General features: G+C 64.5%; 13 protein-coding genes and 1 riboswitch. Of the genes, 7 read left to right on the top strand and 6 right to left on the bottom strand.

Annotated features, from left to right (window positions below; translation table 11 throughout):
- Nucleotides 1–37: 37 nt before the first annotated feature.
- Nucleotides 38–3,631 (bottom strand): DNA polymerase III subunit alpha, encoded by a 3,594-nt coding sequence (gene dnaE, locus PSO31014_RS16085; RefSeq protein ID WP_150552533.1) that lies wholly within the window; start codon nt 3,629–3,631, stop codon nt 38–40.
- Nucleotides 3,632–3,848: 217 nt separating this feature from the next.
- On the opposite strand from dnaE, the gene PSO31014_RS16080 reads away from it, so the two are divergent.
- Together PSO31014_RS16080 and gluQRS are read left to right on the top strand one after the other, a co-directional pair.
- On the top strand, nt 3,849–4,748 hold the full coding sequence (locus PSO31014_RS16080) for a sulfurtransferase (protein WP_246176712.1): 900 nt from the start codon (nt 3,849–3,851) through the stop codon (nt 4,746–4,748).
- Nucleotides 4,749–4,804: 56 nt separating this feature from the next.
- The gene (gene gluQRS / locus PSO31014_RS16075; protein WP_150552642.1) at nt 4,805–5,707 is read left to right on the top strand and encodes a tRNA glutamyl-Q(34) synthetase GluQRS; all 903 of its coding nucleotides are present in this window, start codon (nt 4,805–4,807) and stop codon (nt 5,705–5,707) included.
- 120 nt (nt 5,708–5,827) lie between these two features.
- Here the strand turns inward: gluQRS and PSO31014_RS16070 are convergent, their stop codons facing one another.
- Both PSO31014_RS16070 and PSO31014_RS16065 read right to left on the bottom strand, forming a co-directional pair.
- Nucleotides 5,828–7,339, bottom strand: a complete 1,512-nt coding sequence (locus tag PSO31014_RS16070; protein ID WP_150552531.1) for a DEAD/DEAH box helicase — start codon at nt 7,337–7,339, stop codon at nt 5,828–5,830.
- Between the two features lie 274 nt (nt 7,340–7,613).
- Nucleotides 7,614–8,681 (bottom strand): bile acid:sodium symporter family protein, encoded by a 1,068-nt coding sequence (locus tag PSO31014_RS16065; RefSeq protein ID WP_150552530.1) that lies wholly within the window; start codon nt 8,679–8,681, stop codon nt 7,614–7,616.
- A gap of 213 nt (nt 8,682–8,894) precedes the next feature.
- Here PSO31014_RS16065 and PSO31014_RS16060 point away from each other — a divergent pair, with 213 nt between their 5' ends.
- The 3 genes from PSO31014_RS16060 (at nt 8,895) to wrbA (ending at nt 11,144) form a co-directional block, all read left to right on the top strand.
- Nucleotides 8,895–9,863, top strand: a complete 969-nt coding sequence (locus PSO31014_RS16060; RefSeq protein WP_150552529.1) for a LysR family transcriptional regulator — start codon at nt 8,895–8,897, stop codon at nt 9,861–9,863.
- Nucleotides 9,864–10,096: 233 nt separating this feature from the next.
- Nucleotides 10,097–10,390: a hypothetical protein gene (locus PSO31014_RS16055; protein ID WP_150552528.1), complete on the top strand. Its 294-nt coding sequence runs from the start codon at nt 10,097–10,099 to the stop codon at nt 10,388–10,390.
- A 121-nt stretch (nt 10,391–10,511) separates the two neighbouring features.
- A complete protein-coding gene (gene wrbA, locus PSO31014_RS16050) occupies nt 10,512–11,144 on the top strand; it encodes an NAD(P)H:quinone oxidoreductase (RefSeq protein WP_150552527.1) in 633 nt (210 codons plus the stop codon).
- A 74-nt stretch (nt 11,145–11,218) separates the two neighbouring features.
- Here wrbA and blaOXA read toward each other — a convergent pair whose 3' ends face one another.
- Nucleotides 11,219–12,085, bottom strand: a complete 867-nt coding sequence (gene blaOXA / locus PSO31014_RS16045) for a class D beta-lactamase (RefSeq protein WP_150552526.1) — start codon at nt 12,083–12,085, stop codon at nt 11,219–11,221.
- A 233-nt stretch (nt 12,086–12,318) separates the two neighbouring features.
- Between blaOXA and PSO31014_RS16040 the strand changes: the two genes are divergently transcribed.
- Nucleotides 12,319–14,004, top strand: coding sequence for a hypothetical protein (locus PSO31014_RS16040; RefSeq protein ID WP_150552525.1), 1,686 nt, complete (start codon nt 12,319–12,321; stop codon nt 14,002–14,004).
- Between the two features lie 37 nt (nt 14,005–14,041).
- Here the strand turns inward: PSO31014_RS16040 and PSO31014_RS16035 are convergent, their stop codons facing one another.
- The gene (locus PSO31014_RS16035; protein ID WP_150552524.1) at nt 14,042–14,497 is read right to left on the bottom strand and encodes a carboxymuconolactone decarboxylase family protein; all 456 of its coding nucleotides are present in this window, start codon (nt 14,495–14,497) and stop codon (nt 14,042–14,044) included.
- A 392-nt stretch (nt 14,498–14,889) separates the two neighbouring features.
- Nucleotides 14,890–14,988: riboswitch (TPP riboswitch) on the top strand.
- Nucleotides 14,989–15,061: 73 nt separating this feature from the next.
- Here PSO31014_RS16035 and thiC point away from each other — a divergent pair.
- Entirely contained in the window at nt 15,062–16,978 is a 1,917-nt protein-coding gene (gene thiC, locus PSO31014_RS16030; RefSeq protein ID WP_017232837.1) for a phosphomethylpyrimidine synthase ThiC, read from the top strand.
- Between the two features lie 139 nt (nt 16,979–17,117).
- Here thiC and PSO31014_RS16025 read toward each other — a convergent pair whose 3' ends face one another.
- Nucleotides 17,118–18,224: a hypothetical protein gene (locus tag PSO31014_RS16025; protein WP_150552523.1), complete on the bottom strand. Its 1,107-nt coding sequence runs from the start codon at nt 18,222–18,224 to the stop codon at nt 17,118–17,120.
- Between the last annotated feature and the right edge of the window lie 354 nt (nt 18,225–18,578).

Raw genomic sequence — 18,578 nt, 5'->3', positions numbered from 1 at the left:
CGCGGCGTCATGCAACGCCGCGCCCGCGCCGCCTGCCTCAATAGATGATTTGCACCGAATCGGTCGTGAGCCACTGGCGAAGCTCGCCGAGCAATTCGTCGCCCGGCTGGACCTTCCAGTCGTCGCCCAATCGCGACTCGCATTCGGCATCAGGACGGCGATACACAATGTGCACCGGCAAGCCGTTCTGCTTGTCGTTGTCGTCGTCATTGCGACGTCCGAAGGCACCGCCCCGGCCACCGCCACCACCACCGCCGCCTCCGCTGCCGTTGAAGCCGACGCCACGGGAACCGCCGCCCGCGCCTGCCATTGCCGCGACGCGGTACATCGTGCAGTGCGGTTGCAGCGTGGCGCGCAGACGCGTCCAATCGGCATTGCCGTTGAACGACAACTTGAGCGCACGCGCGAAGCGCGCCCGCGCACGGCCGAGATCCATCAAGCTCTCCACGGTGAAGCGCAGGCCACCGGTGAAGCTGTCCGGGCGTGCGTTGCCCTGCACGATGAGCAGTTCGTCTTCCTTGAAGAGGTGCTTGTTCGCCTCGAACTGCTCGTTGAAGATCGTGACTTCGAGCGTTGCCGTACCGTCGTCGAGCTGTACGATCAGCATCTTGCCGCGCTGGGTCATCATCGTGCGCATGCTGGAAATCACGCCGGCGACCAGCCTGTCGCGGCCCTCTGACAGATCTCGAATGCGGGTACGGACGAAGCGCCGCACTTCCTCGGCGTAGGAATCGAACATATGGCCGGACAGGTAGAAGCCGAGCGCCTGCTTCTCCTCCTGCAACTTGCGCTTGTCGGTCCAGGCCGGCTCGTCGGCCAACTCCAGCGGCGCTTGCAGGCTTTCGTCACCGAGATCGAACAGACTGACCTGATTGGCCGCCGCACTCGCCTGCTCGGCGGCTTCCATCGCCAACGGCACCGACGCCATCAACTGCGCACGATTGGCATGAATGCTGTCGAAGGCGCCGGCACGAATGAGCGCTTCGATCGTGCGACGGTTCACCACGCGACGATCGATACGTGCGCAGAAGTCAAACAGATCGGTGAACGGTTTCCCTTCGCGCGCCCGCAGAATTTCTTCGATGGCCGACTGACCGCTCCCCTTGATCGCGCCCAGGCCGTAACGCACCGTCTTCGCGTCGGCCGGTTCGAATCGATAGGCGGAGACGTTCACATCCGGCGGCAGCACGCCCAGGCCATTGGCGCTGGTCAGGCAGTCTTCGTAGAGAATCTTGACCTTGTCCGTGTCGTCCATGGCCAAGCTCATATTGGCGGCCATGAATTCGGCGGGATGGTGTGCTTTGAGCCACGCGGTGTAATACGCCAGCAGTGCGTAAGCCGCCGCGTGCGACTTGTTGAAACCGTAGCCCGCGAATTTCTCCATCAAGTCGAAGATTTCGTCCGACTTTTCGCGGGTGAGGCCATTCCCCGCGGCTCCCTGCGCGAAAATCTCGCGATGCTGGGCCATCTCCTCGGCCTTCTTCTTGCCCATCGCGCGACGCAACAGGTCGGCGCCACCGAGCGAGTAGCCGCCGATGATTTGCGCCATCTGCATCACCTGCTCCTGGTAGACCATGATGCCGTAGGTCTCCTGGAGCACCGGCTCGACGCGCGGGTCGGGGTACTCCACCTTCTCGCGGCCGTGCTTACGGGCACAGAAGCTCGGGATCAGGTCCATCGGGCCCGGACGATACAACGCCACCAGCGCGATGATGTCCTCGAACCGGTCCGGCTGGGCATCCTTCAACATGCCCTGCATGCCGCGGCTTTCCAACTGGAACACCGCCACCGTGTTGGCTTTCTTGAGAATGCTGAAGGCGGCCGGGTCCGTGAGCGAGACCTGGTCGAGCGACCAGTCCGCCATCTCCGGGTGCAGCCGCTTGATGTAACGCTCGGCCCAATTCAGGATCGTCAGCGTGGTCAGTCCCAAAAAGTCGAACTTCACCAAGCCGACGGCTTCCACGTCGTCCTTGTCGTACTGGCTCACCACGCCGCTGGCATCTTCGCCGCTGCCCTGCGTGTACAGGGGACAGAAATCCGTCAGCTTGCCCGGTGCGATCAACACACCGCCCGCGTGCATGCCGACGTTCCGCGTGAGGCCTTCGACGCGCTGTGCCAGCTCGATCAACTGCTTGACTTCGTCCTCGGTCTGGAAGCGCTCGGCAAGTTGCGGCTCTTCCTTGAGCGCGTCGTCAATGGTGACGTGCTTGCCCGGCTTGAACGGAATCAGCTTGGAGATACCGTCGACGAAGTTGTAGCCCAGATCGAGCACGCGGCCGACGTCGCGCACCGCCGCCTTGGCGGCCATCGAGCCGAACGTTGCGATCTGCGAGACGGCGTCGGCGCCGTATTTGTCCTTCACATACTGAATGACGCGATCGCGCCCGTCCTGACAGAAGTCGATGTCGAAGTCGGGCATCGAAACGCGTTCCGGATTCAGGAAGCGCTCGAACAGCAGGTTGTACTTGAGGGGGTCGAGGTCAGTGATGCCCAGCGCATAAGCCACGAGCGAACCCGCCCCCGACCCGCGCCCCGGCCCTACCGGCACACCATTGTTCTTCGCCCACTGGATAAAGTCCGCCACGATCAGGAAGTAGCCGGGGAAGCCCATCTTGATGATCGTGCCGGTCTCGAAGTCGAGCCGCTTGTAATACTCGGGACGCTGCGCGTCGCGCTCGGCCTCGTCGGGGAAAAGTTGGGCGAGACGCGTCTCCAGCCCTTCCTTGGACAGATGCACGAGATAGTCGTCGAGCGACATGCCGTCCGGCGTGGGGAACAGCGGCAGCTTCGGCTTGCCGAGTTCGAGCGTCAGGTTGCAGCGCTTGGCGATCTCGACGGTATTCGCCACCGCGGAGGGCACGTCTTCGAACGCGGCGATCATGTCGTCCTGCGTGCGGAAACTCTGATCCTGCGTGAACCGCCGCACACGGCGCGCGTTGCCCAGCATCTCGCCTTCGGAAATACACACGCGCGCCTCGTGCGCGGTGAAGTCGTCCGACGTCATGAACTGAATCGGATGCGTGGCAACGACCGGCAGGCCCGCTTTCGCCGCCAGTTGCACCGCTTGCTGCACATACATTTCCATGCCCGCCTGGCCGGTGCGCTGCAACTCGATATAGAACGCACCGGGGAAAACGTTCGCCCAGTGCTGCGCGCATTGCAGCGCCTGCTCGGGGTTGCCGGCCGCCAGCGCCGCGCCGACATCGCCCATCTGGGCTCCGGAGAGTGCCAGCAGACCGCGTGCCAGACCGTCGGCCTGGAGCCATGACGATTCGATCTCCGCCCGCCCGCGCCACTGGTTGCCGAGCCACGCCTTGGAGAGCAACTGGCACAGGTTCAGGTAGCCTTCCCTGTCGCGTGCGAGCAGCAACAGCCGCGACGGCTTGTCGCGGTCGGCCGGATTCGTGATCCAGGCATCGCAGCCGATGATCGGCTTGACGCCCTTGCCGCGGGCTTCCTTGTAGAAACGGATGGCGCCGAACATGTTCGCGAGGTCGGTCAGCGCGAGCGCGCCCTGACCATCCTTGGCGGCGGCCTTGACGACGTCGTCGAGCCGCACGATGCCATCGGCGATCGAGTATTCGGAATGGAGACGGAGGTGGACGAAGCGAGGTTCTGACATGGGCCGTATTGTAACGCGCCGCCCCCGGATACAGCGCCCTGCGTCGCGAAACGTCCCGCGTTGCCGCGCTTTTCGGATGCGGCCGGGCGGGCACTAGGAATTTCTCCCCGCCACGACTGGGATGCCGTCCGATTCGGCGAAATCCGGGGTGAAATCAAAGTGCGTTCGCGCCGAATCGGCGATAATGGCGCTTTATTGCTTCACGCTTTTGCGAAATCCCGTTGCCATGTCTATCGTCAACATCGCTGCGTACAAGTTCGTCACGCTCGACGACATCGCGACCCTGCGTCCCGCCCTGCAGGCACACTGCCAGGCGCTCGACCTGAAGGGTACTATCCTGCTCGCGCCGGAAGGCATCAACCTGTTTCTGGCCGGCTCGCGCGACGCCGTCGACACCTTCCTCGCCGAGCTGCGCGCCGACACCCGGTTCGCCGATCTGGCCGTCAAGGAAAGCCTCTCCGAAACGCAACCGTTCCGTCGGATGCTGGTGCGCCTGAAGAAAGAGATCATCACGATGAAGATGCCGGTCATCAAGCCGGCGGACGGCCGGGCGCCCGGCATCGATCCGGTCACGCTCAAGCGCTGGCTCGACGCCGGCCATGACGACGAAGGTCGCCCGGTGGTGATGCTCGACACGCGTAACGACTTCGAAGTCGATGTCGGTACGTTCGACAACGCCGTCGACTACCGTCTGACCAAATTCTCGGAATTTCCCGACGTCGTGGCCGCTCACCGCGACGACTTCGAAGGCAAGACCATCGTGTCGTTCTGCACCGGTGGCATTCGTTGCGAAAAGGCCGCGATCTACATGCGCGACATCGGCCTCGAGCATACATATCAGCTCGACGGCGGCATTCTCAAGTACTTCGAGGACGTTGGCGGCGCGCACTATCAGGGCGACTGCTTCGTGTTCGATTACCGCACGGCGCTCACGCCAGAACTTACGCCGTCGACGACCCAACAGTGCTTCGCCTGTCGCGCCGTGGTCACCGCCGAGGATCAGCGCAGCCCGGCTTACGTCGAAGGCGAGTATTGTCCTGCGTGTGTGGGCAGCCGCACTGAGGGCAACACGCTTGAGAAGGCCATCACCGCGGCCCCGTCAGCGCCGCCTGCCCCGTCTGCCTGAGTGCGGCGGTGGCTCACGCTTACCCGCACGACGCCGCACCGCCCGCCAGCCCTGAGCTGCGTGCCCCGGGTCCGCGCTACCGGGGCCGCTTCGCGCCCTCCCCGACCGGGCCGCTGCACCGTGGCTCGCTCGTCACCGCCCTGGCCAGTTGGCTCGATGCCCGCGCGCACGACGGCGTCTGGATCGTCCGCATGGAAGATCTGGACGAACCGCGGTGTGAGCCGGGGGCGGCCGACGCCATTCTCGCGACGCTGACGCGTCTGGGCCTGCATTCGGACGAGCCCGTTGTCTGGCAAAGTCAGCGACATGCCCAGTACGAACAGGCGCTCGCCTCGCTCATCGCGCGCGGACTCGTGTACCCCTGCGGCTGCACGCGGCGCGAAATCGCCGATTCACTCACGCGCGTGCACGCGCGCCACAGCACGCTCGCGTATCCGGGCACGTGCCGCCACGGCCTGCACGGCAAAACGCCGCGCGCCTGGCGCTTGCGAGTTCCCGACGGCGAGGCGGCTCGCATCCGTTTCGAAGATCGCTGGATGGGCCCGCAGACACAGGATCTGGCGACTGAGGTCGGTGACTTCGTGCTCAAACGCGCCGACGGCCAATGGGCTTATCAGTTGGCCGTGGTCGTTGACGATCACGCACAAGGCATGACCGATATCGTGCGCGGGGCGGATCTGCTGGATTCAACGGCGCGCCAGATCTACCTGCAGGCGTGCCTCGATGCCCCCACGCCACGCTATCTGCACGTACCGTTGGTCATGGCCGACGACGGCGAGAAGCTGAGCAAACAGAATGGCGCGGCCCCGCTCGTCCTCGACACGGCAGACGCGACGCTCTCCGCGCTCAAGGACGCCGCGGCACACCTCGGATTACCGGCAACGCTTGCCCACGTCGCCCATCGTGAAGACTTCTACGCGGCAGCGACACACGCGTGGCGGGTTCAGCACGGGCAATGACGCCCACATCCGCCTTTGTTCGCATTCCCCAAAATGAAAAAGCCAGCGCAAACTACGCTGGCTTTTCAACTTCAACAGGCAACGTCAGCGCGCGACGCGCGCAACGCCGTCAAACGGTGCTCAGTGACTCGCCTTGCGCGGGAAGCCCGCGAGCAGGGCCGCCACCTGGCGCTTCGGCGCCTTGTCAGGCAACCCGCCAAACGACGTCGGCACGCCGGATTCCTGCGACGACCGGGCATCGTGTTGCGGCTCACTCGCCGACGGCGACGGCTCGTACGGCTTGTAGAAAAACTCGTCTTCCGGACGGACACGGCGCGGTGCGGCGCTGCCGCCGCTACGGCTGGCCCGCAGCCCGTCGTGGCGACCGTGGCGCTCGCTACGGTCACTGCGCTCACCGCGCTCGCTACGATCACCGCGGTCACCGCGGTCAACAACGCGCTCGCCACGGTCGTCGCGCGACCGGCTACGACGCTCCAGCACCAACTCACCCCGCTTGAGTTCGTGCTTGATCAGCTTCTCGATTTCCACGATTTGCTTGCGCTCGTCGGGGGCGCACAGCGAGATGGCCTCGCCCGACGCACCCGCACGCCCCGTGCGACCGATACGGTGCACATAGTCTTCCGGGTTGTACGGCAGATCGTAGTTGATCACACCCGGCAGATCGGAGATATCCAGGCCGCGCGCTGCAACGTCGGTCGCCACGAGTGCCTGAATGCCGCCTTGCTTGAACGCTTCGAGCGCTTGCATACGCTCGTTTTGCGACTTATCACCGTGAATCGCGGCCGTTACGATGCCCTCGCGCTCCAACTGGCGCGCCAGTCGGCTCGCACCGACCTTGCTGTTCACGAACACGATGACCTGCTTGAGATCCCGCTCCTTCAGAATCTGCACCACGGCGGCGCGCTTGTCGTCTTCATCCACTTGATAGACAACCTGCTCGACATTGTCGGCCGTGGCATTGCGGCGGGCGACTTCGATCGTGAGCGGATTCGTGAGGTAGCTCGACGCGAGCTTTTTGATCTCGTTCGAGAACGTTGCCGAGAACAGCAGCGTTTGGCGCTGCTTCGGCAGCAAATTCAGAATGCGCTGAAGGTCAGGCAGGAAGCCCATGTCCAGCATGCGGTCGGCCTCGTCGAGCACGAGCATCTTCACCTGGCTCAGATTCACCGTCTTCTGTTCAACGTGATCGAGCAAGCGCCCCGGCGTGGCAATCAGGATCTCAACGCCGCGTCGCAACGCATCCTTCTGCGGGTTCATGTCAACGCCGCCGAACACCACTGTGTTGCGCAACGGTGTGTGCCCTGCGTAGGCACGCACGTTGTCGGCAACCTGATCGGCAAGTTCGCGCGTCGGCGTGAGGATCAGCGCACGCACCGGGTGACGGGCGGGCGATGCACTCGTGTTGGCCTCGGGCAGCAAACGTTGGATGATCGGCAGCGAGAAACTGGCGGTCTTGCCCGTTCCCGTTTGCGCGGCGCCCATGACGTCACGTCCGGACAGCACCACCGGGATGGCCTGCGCCTGGATCGGCGTCGGCTGGGTGTAGCCCTGCTCGGCGATGGCCCGCAAGATGTCCGCATGCAGCCCAAAGCTATCGAAGCCGGGGGTCGGAACAGCATTTACATCAGCCATGATGGAGGGACATCTCTTTTAAAAAACGGGGGCCGCCACGCGGAAGGATTCCGCATCAAAGCTCACTCGCGAAGATTCAAGGGGCGCTGCGCGCCATGCTCTGGGCTGGCGCGAGAGGGGCCTGTCGAGGGACAGATGCGTCGGGCGCCGCCGGACCAGGGAGGTCATGAAGAAGCAAAACAAGCGCAATTCTAGCACTTGCGCACGACCAACGTGTGACAGTAGCCGTCAACGGGCTGTGTTTTGCCCGGATTTCGCGCTCGGCGGTCAGTGCTCAGCGACCCACGCCGGCGTTGGCGCTATTGTCGGACTTGCCGTCACGCACAGCCGGCTTGGCAGCGCCGGCCTTGACCGTCCTGCCCGTCTGCGCCGCACGCTGGCGATTGGCGTAGCGCTGCGCAAGCACGGCGCACACCATGAGCTGCATCTGATGAAACAACATCAGCGGCAACACAATGGCGCCGAGCGGCCCGGTCGCGAACAGCACCTTTGCCATCGGAATACCGCTCGCAAGACTCTTCTTCGATCCGCAGAAGACGATGGTGATCTCGTCCTCGCGGGAGAACCCGAGCCAGCGGGCGGAATAGGTGGTGAAGGCGAGCATGATCGCCAGAATCACCGCGCAGCAACCGAGCAGGCCAAGCAACGCCAGCGGCGAAATCTGGTGCCACAAGCCCGTGTTCACGGCTTCGCTGAACGCCGTGTAGACCACCAGCAAAATCGACCCCTGATCCACGATCTTGAGCAATCCTCGATTGCGCTCGACCCACTTGCCGATGGCCTTGCGCGACACTTGCCCCGCGATGAATGGCGCGAGCAGTTGCAACATGATGTTGCCGATGGAGTCGAACGGCGACGCGCCGTTCGCACCGTTGTGATGGATGACCACCAGGCCGACGAGCACTGGCGTGATAAATATGCCGAACAGGCTCGACGCCGACGCGCTGCACACCGCCGCCGGCACATTGCCCCGGGCGATCGAGGTGAAAGCGATGGCGGACTGCACCGTTGCCGGCAGCGTGCACAGAAACAGGATGCCCAGATACAAATCCGGCGTCACCATCCACGAGAGCATCGGCTTGAGCGCCAGGCCGACGATCGGGAAGACGGCAAACGTGCTGGCGAACACCAGCAGGTGCAGACGCCAGTGCGTCGCACCGGCGAGCACCGCCTCGCGCGAGAGCTTGGCGCCGTGCAGGAAGAACAGGGCGGCAATCGCCACGTTGGTGAGCAGGTTGAAGGCGACTCGACCCTCGCCGTGCGCCGGCAGGAAGCTGGCAAGCGCGACAGTCGCCACGAGCATCAACGTGAAATTGTCGGGAAGGTAACGCAGTCTGGCCATCGTCGATCTCGAATCCGTCGGAAAAGACAAAGCCCGTCCGCCAGAACACAGGACGCGACGGCGTGGCGGCCGCCAGCGATCGTAGGTCAGTCGATCGACAGACGATCGAGGGTGACCGGAAGTGTGCGCTCGCGATACGGGTTTTTACGTATTAGAGCGCAAGGGCAGTTAAAATACAAATTCATTTAAAAAAATTATTCATACCAAACACGCATGAATATTTCGCTGCGCCAGCTCAAAGTGTTCCTCGCAGTGGCCAATCACGGGAGTTTCAGCCGTGCCGGCGAGGACATCGGCCTGACCCAGCCGGCCGTCAGCCGATGTATCCGTGAATTGGAGCAAGAACTCGGACTCAAGTTGGTGGACCGGACCACGCGGGAGGTCACGCTGACCGAAGTGGGCGCTAGCCTCTCGGCAACGCTCGCCCGGGTACTCGACGAGCTGGAGAGCGCCCTGCGCGACACCCACGGTTTGGCCGAAGAGCGGCGAGGCCGGGTACGCGTCGCCAGCGCACCCACGATCTCCGCCAATCTGATGCCCGAATGCATCTCCGCCTGTGCGGCCCGCTACCCGGACATCACGCTCTTGCTGCGCGATCAGGTGCAGACGCTCGCGAGTGACAGCGTGCGACACGGTGAAGTCGACTTCGGCGTCGTCGTCGCTTCGGAAGGGACCGAGGATCTGGTCGGCGAGCCCATCATGGTGGAACCGTTTCTGGTCGTGTGCGACCGCTCACATCGTTTTGCGACGCAGGCGCAGGTGACGTGGGAGGAACTCAATGGCGAGAAGCTGGTGCTGCTCGACTACGCATCGGGCAGCCGGCCGCTGATCGACCGGGCGCTGGCCGAACATGGCGCCTATTGCCAGGTGGCTCAGGAAGTCGGGCATGCGATCACCGTTTTTCGGATGATCGAAGCGGGTATCGGCATCAGCATCATGCCGGCCCTGGCACTTCCCGCGATGCCGGGGCTGCCGGCGCATGGGGGCCGCCTTGTCGCCCTGCCGCTCGTGCCGCAACTCGACCGCACCATCATGCTCGTGCGCCGCAAGAACCGCACGCTCTCGCCCGCCGCACAGTCGGTCTGGGCGCTGATCCAGGACATCACGGCCGAGACGTCGCACGCGCTGACTGCCCCGTCGGGAAAACGCGGGGAGGCACACGACAGCCCCGCCTGCCCCTGACATGATGGGAGATGCGACATGATGCCGAAATTTCGAGGAGAATTGCACGAATTTCGGTGAAATTTTCTCTTTTCTCTCCGCACACCAGCGCTACAAAGTGAGTGAGTGCCTGCTACAATTATCGAGCGTCGACTCCCACAAAGCGCATGACTGTGCCATCGGGCGTCTGCCCCGCCATCGTGCCTCGACGACATGCCCGCGCCCTGCGGGCATTATGTTTCCGGTATGGCGTCATGGACTTGTTCATCAAATACTTCAGTCCGCTGTGGCTCTTCCACGCGGCGGCCGATCTGTCATTCTGGCAACGGCATCAACTCGACGCACGCATGCATGTCATCAGTCGCTTCATGTGGCGATATGTGATGCGTTGGTGTGTCGTGAGCGCCATGTTGCTCGTCCCGGCCGCGGTCATGGCGCATGGCACGGCGGCCACCGGGCTCGCACTGGTGGGCGGGGTGTCGGCGAGCGTGACCGTGCTCATCGCGGCGCTCGCGCTCGGCTGCCTCATCGGCTCGCGCCTGCGTTAAGCGCGCTTGGCCCCCAACGAATTCGGTGTTCCGTCCCGAGCGTCGACTATCATGGAACGGCTCGCCTCGCGCGGCGAATTGCCCGTGACGCCGGCCTCTCTCGACCCCTAAGGAGATTCACATGGCCAACGCCAAGATCCTGGTGGTGTTCTACAGCATGTTCGGACATATCCACACGATGGCCGAGGCGGTCGCCGAGGGCGCACGCAGCGTCGCCGGCACCGATGTCACCGTCATGCAAGTCCCTGAGCTGGTACCCGACGAAGTCCTCGAAAAGAGCGGCGCGAAAGCGGCGCGCGCTGCGTTTGCTAACGTGCCCGTCGCCCGCGTCGACCAACTGGCCGACTACGACGCGATCCTGTTCGGCACCCCGACCCGCTTCGGCAACATGACCGCACAGATGCGCAACTTCCTGGATCAGACCGGTGGCCTATGGGCCAAGGGCGCGCTCGTCGGCAAAGTCGGCAGCGTGTTCGCCAGCACGGGCACGCAGCATGGCGGACAGGAAACGACGATCACGAGCTTTCACACCACGCTGCTCCACCACGGCATGGTCATCGTCGGCGTGCCATACACCGAGCCTGGCCTCACCAACATGGGCGAAATCACCGGCGGCACGCCGTACGGGGCGACCACGCTCGCCGCAGCCGACGGCTCTCGCAAACCCAGCGAGAACGAGTTGAAGATCGCGAGGACGCAAGGCCGTCACGTGGCGGAAATCGCTGCCGCACTTAAGCACGGACGCGCGCTGTAGCCCGCTTTCGTCGCGCGGCGCGCCGCCGGGTTGGCGTACGCACCGCGCGAGGCTCACCACGGCGCCCGCCGTCCTCAGATCAGCTTCAGATCCCGCAACACGGCCCGCACGATGCGCGCGCGCTTCGGCGCATCCGCGGCCCCCGCCATATCGATGTGCAGCGCCACGCTCGTGATATTGCCGTCGCGCTCGATCCAGCCGATCCACCAGCCGATATTGGGCGTCTTCTCGTCGAACCAGCCCGTCTTGGCGTGCAGCACATAGTCCGGCGTGGCTTCGACAATCGAGATCTGACGCACGATGTCCTGCGTGTGCGCCGAGAATGGCAGTGTGCCGCGTGCGAGCCGTTGCAGGAAGTCGACCTGTTCGCGGGCCGAGATCCGCAGGCTGTCGTCGACCCAGTAGGCGTCGGCGGCGGCGCCGATGGTGCGATTGCCGTAGCCGGTTTCGTCCAGCTTTGCCTGCGCGTATTCACGCGCGATCTTGTGCGAGACGACCTGATAGCACGGCAGACACGACACCCGGAACGCACTGCGTAGATCCATCGCGGCATTCCAGGACTTCACCTGACGCGGCTTGCCATCCCAGGGAATGATCTCGCGCTCGTTCTCGAGCGCGCCCGACTCCAGCGCGAGCAGACTGTTGAAGACCTTGTACGTTGATGCGGGCGACACCCGCCGCTCGGCACGCGCAGTGTCGAACGCCTGATACGCTCGCGTGCGACCGTCGAGCACGATGATCGTGCCCTTCACGCCTTCCGCCGCGAAACGTTCGCCCCAGTCGACACGCTCGATAATGCGCACCGGTGCCGCCTGCGTCGATGCCTTGGTTTCCGCCGCCTGTGCCGGCGGGGTGAACAAAGTCGCCGAGACGAGCGCGGCACCCGCAGCCGCCTGTAGGGCAACAACACCGCGTCGCCAGCGAGAGATTTTCATTTTCATTTCGTTGTCCTGATTTCAATGCGTGCCATCTGGGTGGTAGGAAGAACGTCGGTGGCGCCGGCCAGGCGCCCGCTTCCGGGAGCGTTTGCAGCATAGTCTGCGTTTCGGCAGGCACAAAGCAACGCTACCGTAACCGTCGTAACCGCCGTATCATCGGTGCACCTCATTCGTAGATTCCGTCGCGTGTGCGGCCGTCGTCCGTGGCCCGACGCCACTCGACTCGCCTCGACGCCATGTCCGACACCCCTCCCTCGCGCAGCACAACGCCCGTCACGTCGGCCTCCGCCACGGGCGCACCAACGCTCGTCGTCCGCCTCGACGCCCCTCAGCATATCGACGGCCAACCGGTGCGATATCAGAGCCTCTGGTTGTTGATGCGGGTCTACTATGCGGCGCATTACGAGATGTCGTCGGTCTCGCTTGCCTCGTTGAAGATCCGGTTCAGTCAAGCCGGCGCGGCGGGCGATCTGCGTATGCTGATCAGCCGCGCGTTCTCCGATTTCGCACGTTGGGGCGTTGCCGTGGGCTGGGGCGACGATGTACTCGCCGATGCGCGTCTGCTGCCGACGCGTGGACGGGGCAAAGGGCCATTCTGGCTCGCTCGCGATGAGATGTCGCGCATCGCCGTGACGATCGGGGACTCGACGCCCGCCGACCCGCGTCGCGCGATCGCCTCGTTTCTCGGGCTTGCACAGGATGCGGCGTCGGATACCCCATCGCCCGCGCTCGATTACGTCATGCAGGACATCGCGTTCTGGCATCACCTGACGCTGGGCAAGCGCGATATGCAGGATGGCGTGTTCTTCGCGCCGCCCCAAGCGCCATCGCAGAGCGAGGTACGTCGCCAGCCGCGCACCGGCGCGATTCCATCGTTTCATGCCGCGCAGGTGTGTGCCGTTGACGACGTGCAACGCGGCATCGCCCTGCTTGCCGAGACGATCGCCTGGCGTCGCATGGGCGACGCGGCACGCACGAATCGAACGCTCGCAACGCTCGCCGCGACCTTTGGCGCGAACCCGCCGGGCTCGCCCACGTTACGCGCCATGCACTGGATCGTGCAGGCCTGGCAAGCCTACGCGTCACGCGACGAGGCCGGCGCTTTCGCCCATCTGCAACGCATCGCCGGCGACACCTCGCTCGCCCCCTGTCTCGTCTACAACCCGCGCATTCGCTTCGAGAGCCGCAACCTGCAGGCGTTGCTGCACAAGTCGCACGCCGCGCGCGGCGGCCCGATGCCCGCGCGGGAGCAGTCGGCGGCGAACGCGCTGGCCGCCTTTTCCGACGCCCTGCAAGCCGCGTTCGAAGCCGACTCCATTGAACTCGCGCAGCATGTCGCGGCCAACATCGGGCTGTCGTTGTGGCTGTTTTGGCAAGGCGCGCTCATCGATCCCTGCCGACGGCTCGCCGCCGCGGACGTCCAGCGGCAGGCGCTGCGCTGGATCGGACTTTCGGAATGGATCTGCGACCGGTTCGGTGTCGGTGGCAATTCCGTCTGGAACACGGTCTTCCTGCTGCGCATTGCGCGCGGCGCCGTGCCGGCGCGGCGCGACCCCGATCTGGCAACGCTGCGCGCGAGCACGCCGTTGACGGTCGACGCCTTTCTCGACGCCGTGCAGCCATTCGGCGCGCCCTTCTCGCGGGCGAAGGGTTTCCAGCGCTGGACCGATGTGCTGGCGACGACGCTTGCCGACCATGAAGAGGGGCGCGTCTGCTTCGAGCCGTTGCAGCTCGCCAACTTGTGGTTCGAGATGCTGTGGTTCGCGCTGCACCAGGACGGCGACTCGCCGCAGGCGGTGCATGCCGCCCAGTCGCTGGGCCGCGTGCTGCCACTGCTGCCCCCGCCCGACCGGCGGTTCTTCCGCGACGCGCTACGGCTGATGCCGCGCGAGTTTCAGCGCGAAGTGCGCCTGGCGCAGTAGCGATGGCGTCTGGCCGCGCTTCGCGTCGGGTCAGCGCTCAGCGCACGCCGTGCGGTGTCTTGGGCAGCGGCGCGCGAAAGGCGATCGCCATACGGTTCCACGCATTGATCGTGGCGACGGCGAACGTCAGATCGGCGATCTGCTTGTCGTCGTAATGAGCCCGCAGATCGGCGAACACCTCGTCAGGCACATGGCCGTCCTGCACGTTGGTGACGGCTTCCGTCCACGCCAGCGCGGCACGCTCGGCCGGCGAGTAAAGCTCGGTCTCGCGCCAGGCGTCGAGCAGATGCAAACGGCGCGGCTCGATGCCCGTTTTCAGGGCGTCGACCACGTGCATGTCGATGCAGAACGCGCAGCCATTGAGTTGCGAGGCTCGCAGCCAAACCAGCTCGACCAGGCCGCCCGGCAGGCCGCAGTCATGGAAATACTGGCTCAGCGCGCTCATTTGTTCGTAGGGGCGCGGGGCGGCCTTGATGTAGTTCAGTCGTAGCATGAATCGATTCTCCGTTCCGTTCAATTCCGTTCAGAATAGGCTTCACCCACCGGTGGCATGCCGTTGTCACGCTTGCGATGCCTCCACGCCTTCGACGATACGCACCCCTTGTCGCATCCGGAAGGGCCAAGACCGCAGCGAATTGTTAGGCCAAAGTGAGCCAAGCCGCACATCCAGGTGTGCGGTACCCGACGCGCCGGCCGGTGACATCGCACAATGACTGACGCGCACGCTCTACGACGACAACGCAAGCGCCGTCGCCTGACGCCACCGCTGGAACTGAGTTTGCGTCCCTTGGCACGTGTTATGTCGCATCGCAGCATCGGTCGTTCACGTTTTTCGGGACGTATCGTGCTTGTGTTTGCCGGGCATGTCAGTGTATTGTTGCCGCAAAGCTAGCGCAGGGGTCCTGCAACGTGAGTTGTGGGTGAGAAATACCCTTAGAACCTGATCTGGATAATGCCAGCGCAGGGAGCGTAGAAATTCCTCGCCCCCGTTCATGCTCCTGAGCCGCTTTTCGCCGAAATTGTCGGCGTCAACACGTGCCCCGCCAGGAGACATTGCATGAACGCCAATCCGAAGTTCCTCTCAGCCAATGCGCGCGTGGATGAAGCCGCGATCGCACCGCTGCCGAATTCCCGCAAGATTTACGTCGAAGGCTCGCGCCCCGACCTCCGTGTCCCGATGCGCGAAATCTCGCAAGCCGACACGCCGACAAGCTTTGGCGGTGAAAAGAACCCGCCGATCTTCGTATACGACACCTCCGGTCCGTACACCGACCCGGACGCCCAAATCGACATCCGCTCCGGCCTGCCTGCCCTGCGCGCGGCATGGATCGAGGAGCGCGGCGACACCGAAGCGCTGCCGGGCATGACGTCCGCCTACGGCCGGGAGCGTGCCGCCGACGACGCCACCGCCGAGCTGCGCTTCCCGGGCCTGCATCGCACGCCGCGCCGCGCCAAGGCCGGCAAGAACGTGACGCAGATGCACTACGCGCGTCAGGGCATCATCACGCCCGAGATGGAATACATCGCCATTCGCGAAAACCTGCGCCGTCAGGAATACATCGAGAGCGTGCGCAACGCCGGCCCGCAGGGCGAGCGTCTGGCCAAGCTGCTCTCGCGCCAGCATCCGGGTCAGCATTTCGGCGCGAGCCTGCCCGCCGAAATCACGCCGGAATTCGTGCGCAGCGAAATCGCACGCGGTCGCGCCATCATCCCCAACAACATCAACCACCCGGAATCGGAGCCGATGATCATCGGCCGCAACTTCCTCGTGAAGATCAACGCGAACATCGGCAATTCGGCCGTGACGTCGTCGATCGGCGAGGAAGTCGACAAGATGACGTGGGCGATCCGCTGGGGCGGCGACACGGTGATGGATCTGTCGACCGGCAAGCACATCCACGAGACGCGTGAGTGGATCCTGCGCAACAGCCCGGTGCCCATCGGCACGGTGCCGATCTATCAGGCGCTCGAGAAGGTGAACGGCAAGGCCGAAGACCTGACGTGGGAAATGTTCCGCGACACGCTCATCGAGCAGGCCGAGCAAGGCGTCGACTACTTCACGATTCACGCCGGTGTGCGCCTCGCGTACGTGCCGATGACCGCCAACCGCATGACCGGCATCGTGAGCCGCGGCGGCTCGATCATGGCCAAGTGGTGCCTCGCGCACCATAAGGAAAGCTTCCTGTACACGCACTTCGAAGAGATCTGCGAAATCATGAAGGCCTATGACGTCGCGTTCTCGCTGGGCGACGGCCTGCGTCCGGGCTCGATCTACGACGCCAACGACGAAGCACAGCTCTCCGAGTTGAAGACGCTGGGCGAGTTGACACAGATCGCCTGGAAGCACGATGTGCAGGTGATGATCGAAGGCCCGGGCCACGTGCCGATGCAGCTCATCAAGGAGAACATGGATCTCCAGCTCGAGTACTGCGACGAAGCCCCGTTCTACACGCTCGGACCGCTGACGACGGACATCGCCCCCGGCTACGACCACATTACGTCGGGCATCGGGGCGGCGACCATCGGCTGGTACGGCACCGCCATGCTGTGCTATGTCACGCCGAAGGAACACCTCGGTTTGCCGAACAAGGACGACGTGAAGGAAGGCATCATCACGTACAAGCTCGCCGCGCACGCCGCCGACCTCGCCAAGGGCCACCCCGGCGCGCAGATTCGCGACAATGCGTTGTCGAAGGCGCGTTTCGAGTTCCGTTGGGAAGACCAGTTCAATCTGGGTCTCGATCCGGACAAGGCGCGCGAATTCCACGACGAAACGCTGCCGAAGGACTCCGCCAAGGTTGCCCACTTCTGCTCGATGTGCGGACCGCACTTCTGCTCGATGAAGATCACGCAGGACGTGCGCGATTACGCCGCCAAGCAAGGCATTTCCGACGAGGCGGCCCTCAAGCAGGGCATGGAAGTCAAGGCCGTGGAGTTCGTCAAGAACGGCGCCGAAATCTATCGTCGCACCTGACGATAGGCACGCGGCGGCGAGGGTTTCGCCTCGCACCGCTGCACTGCTGCCCGTCGTCAACGATGGCAACTAACGCGCCCGGGTCGAACCGGGCGCGTTTTTTCATGGATGACGCCTGGCCATCAGACGGCGAGCGCGCTTAGCCGTGCGCCGACGGGTCGATCGTAGTGCTGGCCGGAACCGTCGGCACACCGCGCATCGCCAGTTGATTGCGCAGGCGCTGCGTCGCGATATGCGGCGGCCGCGACGACATCGACGTCGCCAGTGCCGTGAAGGCCTTCGTGTTCGTCGCGGGCAGCGCCGCCGCATCCATCACCTCCGTGTGGCGCAGCTCCCAATGACGCTCGCCCAGTTGCTCGACCCCGAGGGCGAGTTTGACCCACTCGTCCGTGCCGAGTCCGACGGACGGCGGCAGATCGGCGCGCACCATGGCCTGATGCATCGGCAAACCGTCGGCAAACCCCACGCGAAGCATCCATTCGGTGCTCTCACGCGACGGCAGAACGCGCGATCCCTGGTGCAGTCGATCGTTCACTTTCCCGATGAACGTCGCGGGCGACTCCAGTTCCTCGCACGCCTTCGACCACTCCTTTCTCCCTGCCAGTGCCGGCTTGCCCGTCCATCGGCGCGCGGTATCCGCGACGATCGTCGCCACGTCGTCGCGACGGGTATCGAACGCCACCGTTCCGTTGCGACCGCCCGTGCCGAGCAGCGAGCCGCTCACAATCTCACGGCAGATCTGCGCACGCTCGCTGCGCCCGTCGGGCATGAACACGGGATGATTGCGACCGTCCGGCGATACGCCGCGTGTGTGGGTGTCCTGCGCGCTGGCGCACGCATGAAGCGTTTGCACGGCGGAAGCGCTCAGGACCGGTTGCGCGCCACGCGTTGCGCCATTCGTGGGAACGTCGAGCCCAAGTGCGGCCAGTTCGCCGCTGTCAATGCCGGCCCCCTCGGATAGGAACCGGCCGGGAGCGACGTCGCCGGAAGCCTCGACTTCCGCCGACACGCCCAGGAAGTCATTGCCGAATGCCTTGTCCATGCCACGAGACACCGGCACGGCATGCACCGCGCGCGCCATCCACGGGTGCGCCAGGCTATCGGCGCCGCGTGCGTTGGCGATGCGCACCAGCGGAATGCCGGCGGCGTTGGCGAGCCCTGCCTCTGGCGCCAGCGCAATGGGGGCCGCTGCCGCAACGTTGCCCAGCCCCGGCGAATAGTGGAATGCCTGGATGCCATTCATCATCGTGAGATCCTCAGAAGGGAGATACGTGGCCGGTCGCCACGGCCTCGACAAGGTGTCGCGGCGAGGTTCACGATGCCCGAGGCGGCGTGCGCCCATTGTCGGTTCTGAACGCGGTGTCGCGCAGCTCGCGCAAGCCACCGTCCGAAAGTAGACAGCGGCGCCCCAGCGCTCGCCCAATCGTTGGGGCATGGGTGTCGGCAAGCCCCGAACTTATGGCATGCTATCGGACAGCGGCACAGCCTACGCGGCTGACGCGGCCCGCAAAAATGGCGTCGACGGCAACTTTGGCTCGCCGACGACACCGCGCCGGGTACGCGCCTTCCGCGCACCCGCCTGAAGGCATCTCAAAATGAC

Origin of the sequence: Pandoraea soli, assembly GCF_902459595.1 — a bacterium.
In the GTDB taxonomy this organism is placed as follows: domain Bacteria; phylum Pseudomonadota; class Gammaproteobacteria; order Burkholderiales; family Burkholderiaceae; genus Pandoraea; species Pandoraea cepalis.
Note: the sequence above shows the minus strand (reverse complement) of the source record. Positions and strands in the feature narration are given on the sequence as shown.

Excerpts from the sequence above, each read along its gene's own strand:
- PSO31014_RS16060 (WP_150552529.1), top strand. The coding sequence starts at position 8,895 with ATGAATATTTCGCTGCGCCAGCTCAAAGTGTTCCTCGCAGTGGCCAAT.
- PSO31014_RS16080 (WP_246176712.1), top strand. The coding sequence starts at position 3,849 with ATGTCTATCGTCAACATCGCTGCGTACAAGTTCGTCACGCTCGACGAC.
- PSO31014_RS16035 (WP_150552524.1), bottom strand. The coding sequence starts at position 14,497 with ATGCTACGACTGAACTACATCAAGGCCGCCCCGCGCCCCTACGAACAA.
- PSO31014_RS16065 (WP_150552530.1), bottom strand. The coding sequence starts at position 8,681 with ATGGCCAGACTGCGTTACCTTCCCGACAATTTCACGTTGATGCTCGTG.
- PSO31014_RS16055 (WP_150552528.1), top strand. The coding sequence starts at position 10,097 with ATGGACTTGTTCATCAAATACTTCAGTCCGCTGTGGCTCTTCCACGCG.
- PSO31014_RS16025 (WP_150552523.1), bottom strand. The coding sequence starts at position 18,224 with ATGATGAATGGCATCCAGGCATTCCACTATTCGCCGGGGCTGGGCAAC.
- PSO31014_RS16070 (WP_150552531.1), bottom strand. The coding sequence starts at position 7,339 with ATGGCTGATGTAAATGCTGTTCCGACCCCCGGCTTCGATAGCTTTGGG.
- blaOXA (WP_150552526.1), bottom strand. The coding sequence starts at position 12,085 with ATGAAAATGAAAATCTCTCGCTGGCGACGCGGTGTTGTTGCCCTACAG.
- thiC (WP_017232837.1), top strand. The coding sequence starts at position 15,062 with ATGAACGCCAATCCGAAGTTCCTCTCAGCCAATGCGCGCGTGGATGAA.
- wrbA (WP_150552527.1), top strand. The coding sequence starts at position 10,512 with ATGGCCAACGCCAAGATCCTGGTGGTGTTCTACAGCATGTTCGGACAT.
- PSO31014_RS16040 (WP_150552525.1), top strand. The coding sequence starts at position 12,319 with ATGTCCGACACCCCTCCCTCGCGCAGCACAACGCCCGTCACGTCGGCC.